The sequence below is a fragment of the Pseudomonas sp. 05N433 genome (assembly GCF_056396925.1).
Map to the genome: position 1 here is coordinate 1 of NZ_JBFTML010000096.1, position 10052 is coordinate 10052.

Sequence of the window (10052 nt, forward strand, 5' to 3'; positions counted from 1 at the left end):
ATCTGCAAATATTGATCAAGCCTGGATTCAGATCGGGATATTCAGGAACTGGCCCGACAGGACTTTCTACTGCCATTGAGTTGCTTCAGCTGTTTAAGGTGGATATTGAGGAATACGATGTTGATGAGGAATTTCATCGTCGTTGCGAAGCTGGTTGCCTCCTCTCATCTGATCTGAAAAACCTGACTCAATCCAGGCCCGTCCGACCTTCCCGATATTATGAATACATTGAGCGCCCGTCCTATCGCGCCAGAGCTGATGTCCTCCACCTGCTTGAAGAGTTTCCAGCTGTATTGAATCTGGGTCTGCTCGACGAACGACTAATCGATCTATCGATTGGATTTCTCGACAATCCGGACTTCGCCATCACGACTGCTTTCCGAAGATTGGAAGATATCGTTCGAACCCGGATCGGGGTCTACGATAAGAGCAGCAACCAGCTTTTCACGCACGCATTCGAAGGGAATCGATCGTTGCTGCATTGGGATGACCAGGACGCAGGGGAGCAGGCGGGTAAATCCAATTTGTTCAAGTCCGTGACGATGGCTTATCGCAATCCACGCGCTCACCGAGAGGTTGTAATGAGCAGTCGTGAGGCGGTTCGCGAGTTCATGCTCGTCAACCAGTTGTACCTCCTCGAAGCCACTGCGGTACCGCGTTTGATCTAATTCATCGTTTTTTTGCGAGCAAAACTGTCAGAATTTTTTGCAGACACAGGATGCTGATGTACGTGGGGATGACCCGGCCGACTCACATGTTGTGTCTGGCCATACCGAGCTCCTCCTTTATCGGGCGTGCAGGGGTTTGGACGTTTCCTGGAAACCTAGTTTCGCGATCAGGTCGCCCGTGACTGTACGGAGGGAAAATCGGGAATGGGATGAACGGCCGGCGTCATTGGCAAACCCTCGCGTTAAAATCATTGAATGGTGATCTACGTTTAGCAGATGTACTAAGCGCTAACGCTAAGCAGTATTCGAAGCGTGAGGTACCGAAACGGGGTTTCGTGAAAGCGCAACGTATGGGAGGGGGTGATAATGGGCAGTCAAGCTTCTGATTTTTGGGGATGTGGCGACCGGGGATTAGTGACAATGGACAACAGCATAGGAAGTTCCGCCAAGACACATCATTTAACATAATATACATTACACGTAACATTATATTTCAAGATTAGTCCAGCGGACCTATGCCCACGATGCCAATCCGGTTCGCGTAGTAGTTCTCAGAAGTAATCGTGTAAAAAAACGGGAAGTAATCGTGTAAATCGAGCCTTTCGCCTCACGTTCACGGATTTGCTTACAGATACCTGTCGGGCAATCATCTGCGCGCTACAGGCTCTGGCGCAGCCTTTGCGGCCGCTATCGTGCCCGATTTTACGTCATGAGCAGCGAATCCAGAAATGTCACCCTTGATCGGCTGATCATGCACCTTATGCGAATTCGCCTATTCGTTTGATTTGAGTAATTTTTTGGAGACAGCATGTTCGTTTACGGTATTACTGACATTGCAGCGTCCACCCACTAGCACGACGCTGTGTGAAATCTGCAACGTTCAGCATGGAGTTGGTGCACGGATTTCAAGGGCTGCCATTTGCGGAAATGAACAGTCCCGGCTGATTTACATTCCGATAGTCCGTAGAGCTTCTGCGGCCCCCAGCTTCCCTGAGAGCTGCTCTAGAATTTGGAGTGTTGAAAAGCTCAGTAACGTGCACTGGTCCTCGGCCTGTCCCCGACCCAAAACCGCATCCACACGTCCGGCCTCATCACGTAGGCCCAGAAGCCAGCATCGACTCGGCCCCGCCACCACGACGCATGCCACGTACCGGGCAGGCGTCGAGGTAGTCCAGGCCCACCGCCAGTTTCAGATGGCGTTCGGGCCGGGACAGCCGGTTGGTGACATCGAAGCTGTACCAACCATCGTCGAGCCAGGCTTCGGCCCAGGCATGGCTGGCCAAGTGGTTTTCATCTTCGGTGCACAAGTAACCGGAGACATAACGCGCAGGAATCCCCAGGCTACGGGCGCAGGCCAGGAAGGCGTGAGTGTGGTCCTGACAGACCCCGCCTCCGACCGCAAACGCCTCGGCGGCCGTGGTGTCCACGGTGGTTGCGCCCGGGTTGTAGACCATATGGTCGGCCAGGCCGTGCATCAGGTCGATCAACGCCGTTCGATCACGGCGTATGCCGCAGTGCTGCACGGCGAAGGCATTCAGGGCATCGTCCGCAATCGTCAGCTTACTGGTGCGCAAAAACGGCAAAGGCGATTGGCTGTCGCGCTCCAGCTCACGGTCCGAGTCGATATCCACCTGACCATAAGCTGTCAGTACCAAGGCCCCATGGGGTTCGTCCATCGTCAACACATGCAGGATGTTGCCGTACGGATCGAACTGGCTGCGCACCAGGCGCGGCAGTTCCAGGTGCCATTCCAGGATGCGCTGGCGTTCACTGTTCTGCGGCGTCAGACGCAGGAACTGAATGCTGGTGCAGACTTCATCGGCGTAGCTGTAGGTGGTGTCGTGGCGTATGGACAGTTTCATACGGCCTCCAGATAGGACTCGTGAACGGTCTGGCCGAGATGGCGAACCTGGGAGATGAAGTCAGTCAGCCAGAGGTGCAGACCGAAGCCGAGAATCTCGTCGATACCGGTGTAGCGCAGCCGAGCATTCAACTCGGCGGCCAACCGCTGGGCGGCCCGCCCGTTGCTGCCCGGCAGGCTGGCGAGTATATGGTCCAGTTCCTCGATACAGGCATGCAACGAACGCGGGACGTCGCTGCGCAACAACAGCATCTCGGAGACCTGCTCGGCGCCCGGCGCATTGCGGTAGATCTCGTTGAACGCCTCGAAGGACGACAAGGCCCGCAGCAAGGCACTCCACTGGTAGTAGCCGCGCGCGGAGTTGTCACTCACCTCCTCCGACTCCTCGCCGAACATTTCGTAGCGTGCATCCAGCAGGCGCAGCGTGTTGTCCGCCCGCTCAAGGAAAGTCCCCAGGCGAATGAAACAGTAGGCATCGTTGCGCATGATGGTGCCCGAGGTCGCCCCGCGGAACAGGTGCGAACGCTCCTTGACCCACTCGCAGAAATGGCTGATGCCATAGCGCGCCAGACCATTGCTGGCGATGTTGCGCATCTCCAGCCAGGTGGCGTTGATGTTCTCCCACATGTCGGCGGTGATGCGTCCGCGCACGGCATGAGCATTGGCTCGCGCGGCTTGCAAACAGCAATAGATACTCCCGGGGTTGGTTTCATCCAGCGCGAAGAAGTGCAACATGCGTTCGGTGTTGAGCTCTCCATAACGCTCGTTGTAATCGTCCAGCGTACCGGCGGCGAGCAGCGACATTGCCAGTTCGGCGCGGCCATCGGTACGCCCCGCCTGAGGCATCAACGACAACGAGTAACTGACTTCGAGCATGCGCGCCAGGTTTTCGGCGCGCTCCAGGTAACGGGACATCCAGTAGAGGTCCGAAGCGGTTCTTGAAAGCATGTCTTAGTCCTCCACTACCCAAGTGTCTTTGGTGCCGCCGCCCTGAGACGAGTTCACCACCAGCGAGCCTTCGCGCAATGCCACGCGGGTCAGGCCACCGGGCACCAGACGGGTTTCTCTGCCCGACAGCACAAACGGGCGCAGGTCAATGTGGCGTGGGGCGATGCCGTTTTCGACAAAGGTCGGGCACGTTGACAGGCACAGGGTTGGTTGGGCGATATAAGCTTCGGGGCGTGCCTTGAGGCGCGCGCGGAAGTCTTCGATTTCCGCCGCCGTGGCCGCCGGGCCGACCAGCATGCCGTAGCCACCGGAACCCTGGGTTTCCTTGACCACCAGCTCAGGCAGATTCGCCAACACATGGGACAACTCTTCCGGTTTGCGGCATTGCCAGGTAGGCACGTTCTTGAGGATCGGTTCCTCGGCAAGATAGAAGCGGATCATGTCGCCGACGTAGGGATAGATCGACTTGTCATCGGCCACGCCGGTGCCGACGGCGTTCGCCAGCACCACGTTGCCTGAGCGGTAAGCGGCAATCAGGCCTGGTACGCCAAGCATGGAGTCCGGGTTGAACGACAGAGGATCGAGATACGCATCGTCGAGACGGCGGTAAATGACGTCCACCTGTCTGGGGCCGGCGGTGGTGCGCATATAGACGTGATCATCGCGGACAAACAGATCAGCGCCCTCCACCAGTTCCACGCCCATTTCACGGGCCAGGAACGCATGCTCGAAGTAAGCGCTGTTGAAGCGGCCCGGGGTCAGCACCACGGTCGTGGGATTGTCCAGCGGACTGGAGCTCCTCAAGGTGTCCAGCAGCAGGTTCGGGTAGTGATCGATGGGCGCCACACGCTGGGCGGCGAAGAGTTCGGGGAACAAACGCATCATCATCTTGCGGTCTTCAAGCATGTAGCTGACGCCGCTGGGGGTGCGCAGATTGTCTTCCAGTACGTAGTAGCTGCCATCGCCGTCGCGGACCAGATCGACCCCGGCGATGTGGGCGTAGATGCCCCGGTGCAGATTCAGGCCCTGCATGGCGACCTGATAACCCTCATTGGCCAACACCTGTTCGGCCGGAATGATGCCCTCCTTGAGAATACGTTGCCCGTGGTAGATGTCGTCCAGGAACATGTTCAACGCCTGGACCCGCTGAATGYAGCCCCGCTCGACCATTTGCCATTCGCTGGCCTTGATGCTGCGCGGAATGATGTCGAACGGAATCAACCGTTCGGTGCCCTGCTCGTCCCCGTATAAGGTGAATGTGATGCCGGCTCGGTGGAACAACAGGTCGGCTTCGCGACGACGTTGATCCAGCAACTCCAGAGGTGTGTCCGCCAACCAACGCGCGAACTCCTGGTAATGTGGGCGGCAGCCACCACTCGCATCATACATTTCGTTAAAAAAAGCTCGGGACATACCCTACTCCTTGCCGCAATACAGACGGCATTTTCTTATAACTTCGCTATTTCAATAAAATCAGGCCTTACGTTGTTTTAGTGAGTACTGTTTCTGTTGAGCACCTCAGTGTGCGTCGTTAACTTCCTGTCTCATTTGGAAACAAATTCCGCGTGAATTCGGCAACCTGTTGACGCGTTCCGACGCCAGAGACTTGGCCTTTGCGGTTTGATTTCTGGCGCCCCATTTATAACGTTCCCCCATAATTTTTTTTCGATGAAAAACCACACTAGCGGTGGTTTGAAAGTACTTTTGCAAGGGCTGTGCCCAACTATTGTTACGATCGATAAAAACCGGAAAAACCCTTAGACAAGCCGGAATTGCGACACATCGTTTCATTTTTGAGACGAAAATCGATAAGACTACTGAAACGGTTTTTCCACTTGTAACTTGCACAACTCTGGATCGGACGAAAATGGTGCATTTGGCAACTGATTTGAGTTTTATGCCCTACAAGCGGGAAATTCCTACTCACTGTTTTTATTCTCCGTGTAATACAAGGCGTCCAGCGCGGCGCATTGATGAATACCGACGCACTATTRATGGTCAATAAAATGCACCCGGAGATGACGCCTGAAGCGAAGCTGCAAAGTAGTGAGGCATGGAGGACGGCCCGACACTGAGCCTTACCATCCGTACTACGCCAAAACCATATTCCACGCCCCGATGGCCAAGCTACAACGCAATAGGCATTGAGCTAGACAGTTGCTGTCCGACGCACGGCATCAGGCCGCGGGCAAACAGATCAGGATAGTTGATCCTGATCAATAGTTTGCCGGTTGATCGCGTACACGCTGTCGGGCACGCAACGACGCAATGCCATGGATTGCTCACCGCCAGCGTACTCAGAAACATCAGGATGATTGATTCCTGCCTTTTTGGAGCGCCGTCAATGAAGATTTATGTTGAAAAAGACCCTGCACAGAATTGTTGGTGGGTTCACATGGGTCTGTGGATGGCGAGCTTCCGCAGCCTTGATGGTGCCGAGTCTTTTGTCGAGAGATTGAACTCCCGAATCAATGCCCCGCACTCTCTGGAAATGATTACAAACCGTCCTTTGTGGCCGGGAACGATTTCCCGCAGCTCGCCTCTCGATCAGCACGATGAACCTCACTTGGCAAAGCCTGGGCCGAACGTATCAAGCAACTGTTGCCGTACCAGGTCAACACGGACTTGATGAAAGCCTCCGGCAACCCGCGCCCCCGGTTCATGCACTGCCTTCCGGCATTCGTTCTGTGAAATCCGAGCGTCCACGAGCGCTTTGCTTTCCCGGGAAATCCCGCCTGCGAAGCTCATTGGCGCGGGCTAACCCACTGGATAAATCACGAGATAACTTTCGACCGCATCGTCTATCGTTGGAAAAAACGCCGTTTCGCCCAGCTTGGCGAAAAGCCCGAATCGCTTTAGCTTGTCCTTGACCGGATCCTTCATCTCGGCCACGCACAACTTGATACCCGCCCCACGCAAGGTTTCATCGAGTTCAGCCAGCATATCGGCAGAAGTTACGTCCACGCTGGTGACCGGTTCCGACGCTACAACCAGCCAACGCACGGGCGAAGGCGATGTTGCCACGGCGTCCAGTACCCGGTCATTGAACAGCTCGGCATTGGCGAAAAACAAAGGCGCATCCCAGCGAAACAAAACCAGGCCTGGGATAAGGCGCGCGTCGGGATAGCGCTTGATATCGTGGTAACCCCGGATCTTTTCCGGGCTGCCCAGAACCGCCGAGTACGGGCGCCAGCCATCCCACAGGAACTCGATGACGGCGATCACGATGGCCAGGCCGATGCCCTCGATCGCGCCCAGTACGACCACACCGATGGTGCAGACGATCGACAGCCAGAATTCCCAGCGCTGGATGCGATAGATTCGTCGCAGGTCGGTCACTTCGATCAGGCCGATGGCGGATGCGATCACCACTGCCGCCAATGCGCTGGTAGGCAGGTTCTGCAACAGGTTCGGCGCCACCATCAGCAATAAGGCAACGGCGATCGCACCGACGACACCGGTCAATTGGGTTTTCGCGCCTGCGGCCTCGGCCACGGGTGTCCGGGATGAACTGCTGCTGATTGGAAACCCCTGAAAAAGCCCGGTGGTCAGATTGGCGAAGCCGAGCCCGACCATTTCCTGGTTCGGGTCCACATAAGTACGAGTCCGCGCCGCATAGACACGAGAGAGCACACTGGTGTCGGCGAACGAAACGAGGGCGACGGCACAACCACCAATCAGGACGGGGACGATATCAGCCCTGGTGATCCAGGGAATGGCGAATGCTGGCAGCCCCTGTGGGAGCGATCCCAGGACCGACACCCCGGCGCGAGCTGCAAGGTCCAGTACACCAACGGCAACGGTCGCGCCTGCCACTGCGACCAGAATGCCCGGCACGCGTTTATTGCCCTTGAGTAGCAGGATCACCGACAGAGTACTTGCGCCCACCGTGAACGCGGCCCAGTTGGTTATCCCAGCCATCACTGCTGTAGCGATCTCCCATACATTTCTCAGCGGCCCGTCGGTTTCGATCGAAAAACCGAAAAACTTTGGCAGTTGACTGATCAATACCACCAGCGCAATCCCGTTCATGTATCCGTAGCGGATCGGTTTGGAAAGCAGCTCAGTAATGAAGCCCAGACGCGCGATGCCAGCCAGGATGCACACCACCCCCGAGACGATCGCCATCATGCCCGCGAGGGCGATTGCGCGATGCGGATCGCCGCCGGACAGTGGCAAGACGACGGCCAGGATGACAGCAGCCAGCGAAGAGTCTGGCCCAAGCACCAGAATCCGGCTGGGACCGAACAACGCATAAGCGAGTAATGGAACGATCGTTGCGTAGAGCCCGTAAATACCGGGTACGCCCGATGCCACCGCATAGGCGATGCCGACGGGTATCAGCATTGTGGTGAGCACCAGTCCGGCCACGAGGTCGTGGCGCAACCAAATCATTTGGTATCCGCGCAACGTACGCAGTCCCGGGAGCCAGCGGTCCCAGAGGGTCTGGCCGTCGTTCGACTTGCGGTGCGCAATCCGCCCCGGTTCCGGGACGGGAGGCACAATATCCGAATGACTCATGGCAATGCAGCCCTTGGCGGAGACTCGCTCGGCAATCCGTCAGAATTTTTCGGGAATTCGCCGCAACGGATAATCCGGCTCGCGATAACCGCCTGCCTTCTCTTGCAGACCGCTCATTCGTTTTATCCAGATCGCGTGGACGGCCCTTCTGCTCTTGACGTTTAACTCCATCAGGCCCCCGGTGAGTCTAGAACATGATCAGCGATCATGAGGGGCGTTCGCCCTGATGAAAAACCAGAGCGAATACCAACCGAATCGACCGTTGCAGGGTTGTCCTGCAACATAGAATCTCCCACAGGGTTTGGATCAACCTGGCTGTCAGGTCAGCAACACTTCGGCCCTGCCTTACCGCCGTAACGAGCCTCCTGACGTTCGCGAAAAAACATCTCGTAGCTCATCACCGGCTTGTCCGGGTGTTCGGTTTGCATATGCTCGACGTAGTTGTCGTAGTCGGGCATCCCGACCATCAGGCGCGCAGCCTGACCGAGGTATTTACCGAGGCGACTCAGGTCATTGAACATGCTGCCCTCCTCGATCAAGCATCTGGCAGCGCATGGAATGGCGCTTCTTTATCCGTACGTTCTTTGGTGCCCCAGGCGGCAATGCCGACCTTGAGCGCAAAGAACAGGATGCTGAACACCACGAGCAGGAACAACACCGTCAGCGTTGCGTTGGTGTAGGCGTTGTAGATCACATGCTGCATCTGCTCAATGCTCTTGGCCGGCGCCAGCACCTGACCGTTGGCCAGGGCATCGCTGTACTTCTTCGCCAGCGACAGGAAGCCGATCGCCGGGTTGGCGTCGAACAGCTTGATGAAGCCTGCAGTGGTGGTGCAGATCAGCAGCCATACCGCTGGCAGCATGGTCACCCACACATAGCGTTGGCGTTTCATTTTGATCAGCACAACGGTTGCCAACATCAGCGCGATACCGGCCAGCATCTGGTTGGAAATACCGAACAGCGGCCACAAGGTGTTGATCCCGCCCAACGGGTCGATCACGCCTTGGTACAGCAGGTAACCCCACATCGCCACGCAACCGGCGGTGGCGATCAGGTTGGCGGTCCAGGACTCAGTGCGTTTCAGCGCCGGCACGAAGGAACCAAGCAAGTCCTGCAGCATGAAACGTCCGGCACGGGTACCGGCATCGACCGCAGTGAGGATGAACAGCGCTTCAAACAGGATCGCGAAGTGGTACCAGAACGCCATGGTGTTTTCACCCGGCAGCACGTGGTGCAGGATCTGCGCGATACCAACCGCCAGGGTCGGCGCACCGCCGGCACGGGCCAGGACGGTGGTTTCACCGATGTCCTTGGCCACCGCTTGCAACGCTTCCGGCGTGATGGCAAAGCCCCAGCTGCTGACTGTCTGCGCAACCGAAACAGCATCGGCGCCGACCAGAGCTGCCGGGCTGTTCATGGCGAAGTACACGCCCGGCTCGATCACCGAAGCGGCCACCATCGCCATGATCGCCACGAAGGATTCCATCAGCATGCCGCCATAACCGATGTAACGGGCATGGCCTTCGCTGGCGAGCAGCTTCGGCGTGGTGCCGGAAGCGATCAGTGCGTGGAAACCGGACACTGCGCCACAGGCAATGGTGATGAACAGGAACGGGAACAGCCCACCCTTCCACACCGGCCCGGTGCCGTCGATGAACTGGGTCAATGCCGGCATTTTCAGCTCGGGCATGGTGATCAGAATGCCGATCGCCAGCGCAACGATGGTACCGATCTTGAGGAACGTGGACAGGTAATCACGTGGCGCCAGAATCAGCCATACCGGCAACACCGCCGCCACGAAACCGTAGCCGATCAGCATCCAGGTAATCTGCAGTCCAGTGAAGGTAAAGGCTTTGGCCCAGACCGGGTCAGCAGCAATTTGCCCGCCCAGCCAGATCGAACCGAGCAGCAACGCCACGCCGATCACCGAGATTTCACCAATACGGCCCGGACGGATGTAGCGCATGTAGACGCCCATGAACATCGCGATCGGGATGGTCGCCATCACCGTGAAAATGCCCCACGGGCTCTCGGCCAGGGCCTTGACCACGATC

The 10052-nt window shown here is 57.2% G+C and carries 7 protein-coding genes and 1 pseudogene; 2 read left to right on the forward strand and 6 right to left on the reverse strand.

Annotated elements, in window-relative coordinates; genetic code table 11:
- On the forward strand, positions 1-668 hold a 668-nt coding region (locus AC1DIS_RS29215; RefSeq protein ID WP_477781267.1), incomplete at its 5' end, for a TIGR02391 family protein.
- 1091 nt (positions 669-1759) lie between these two features.
- Here AC1DIS_RS29215 and AC1DIS_RS29220 read toward each other — a convergent pair.
- Genes AC1DIS_RS29220 through AC1DIS_RS29230 form a run of 3 tightly spaced genes read right to left on the reverse strand, consistent with a single transcriptional unit; the run spans position 1760 to position 4890 of the window.
- The gene (locus AC1DIS_RS29220; RefSeq protein ID WP_477748738.1) at positions 1760-2530 is read right to left on the reverse strand and encodes a transglutaminase family protein; all 771 of its coding nucleotides are present in this window, start codon (positions 2528-2530) and stop codon (positions 1760-1762) included.
- The gene (locus AC1DIS_RS29225) at positions 2527-3477 is read right to left on the reverse strand and encodes an alpha-E domain-containing protein (protein ID WP_019578892.1); all 951 of its coding nucleotides are present in this window, start codon (positions 3475-3477) and stop codon (positions 2527-2529) included. Before AC1DIS_RS29225 ends, AC1DIS_RS29220 begins: the two co-directional genes overlap by 4 nt.
- Before the next feature lie 3 nt (positions 3478-3480).
- The gene (locus AC1DIS_RS29230) at positions 3481-4890 is read right to left on the reverse strand and encodes a circularly permuted type 2 ATP-grasp protein (protein WP_477781268.1); all 1410 of its coding nucleotides are present in this window, start codon (positions 4888-4890) and stop codon (positions 3481-3483) included.
- Positions 4891-6048: 1158 nt separating this feature from the next.
- Between AC1DIS_RS29230 and AC1DIS_RS29235 the strand changes: the two are divergent.
- A pseudogene (locus AC1DIS_RS29235) lies at positions 6049-6159 on the forward strand (ornithine carbamoyltransferase); the annotation flags it as partial.
- A 75-nt stretch (positions 6160-6234) separates the two neighbouring features.
- On the opposite strand, the gene AC1DIS_RS29240 reads toward AC1DIS_RS29235, so the two are convergent.
- The 3 genes from AC1DIS_RS29240 to AC1DIS_RS29250 all read right to left on the reverse strand — a co-directional run.
- Entirely contained in the window at positions 6235-7998 is a 1764-nt protein-coding gene (locus tag AC1DIS_RS29240; protein WP_477743113.1) for a SulP family inorganic anion transporter, read from the reverse strand.
- A gap of 323 nt (positions 7999-8321) precedes the next feature.
- Positions 8322-8519, reverse strand: coding sequence for a YbdD/YjiX family protein (locus AC1DIS_RS29245; protein ID WP_007938220.1), 198 nt, complete (start codon positions 8517-8519; stop codon positions 8322-8324).
- A gap of 14 nt (positions 8520-8533) precedes the next feature.
- Positions 8534-10052: carbon starvation CstA family protein (locus tag AC1DIS_RS29250; RefSeq protein ID WP_477781269.1), on the reverse strand; the 1519-nt coding region annotated here is incomplete at its 5' end.

Coding starts and splice junctions, on each gene's coding strand:
- AC1DIS_RS29245 (WP_007938220.1), bottom strand. CDS start 8,519: ATGTTCAATGACCTGAGTCGCCTCGGTAAATACCTCGGTCAGGCTGCG.
- AC1DIS_RS29220 (WP_477748738.1), bottom strand. CDS start 2,530: ATGAAACTGTCCATACGCCACGACACCACCTACAGCTACGCCGATGAA.
- AC1DIS_RS29240 (WP_477743113.1), bottom strand. CDS start 7,998: ATGAGTCATTCGGATATTGTGCCTCCCGTCCCGGAACCGGGGCGGATT.
- AC1DIS_RS29225 (WP_019578892.1), bottom strand. CDS start 3,477: ATGCTTTCAAGAACCGCTTCGGACCTCTACTGGATGTCCCGTTACCTG.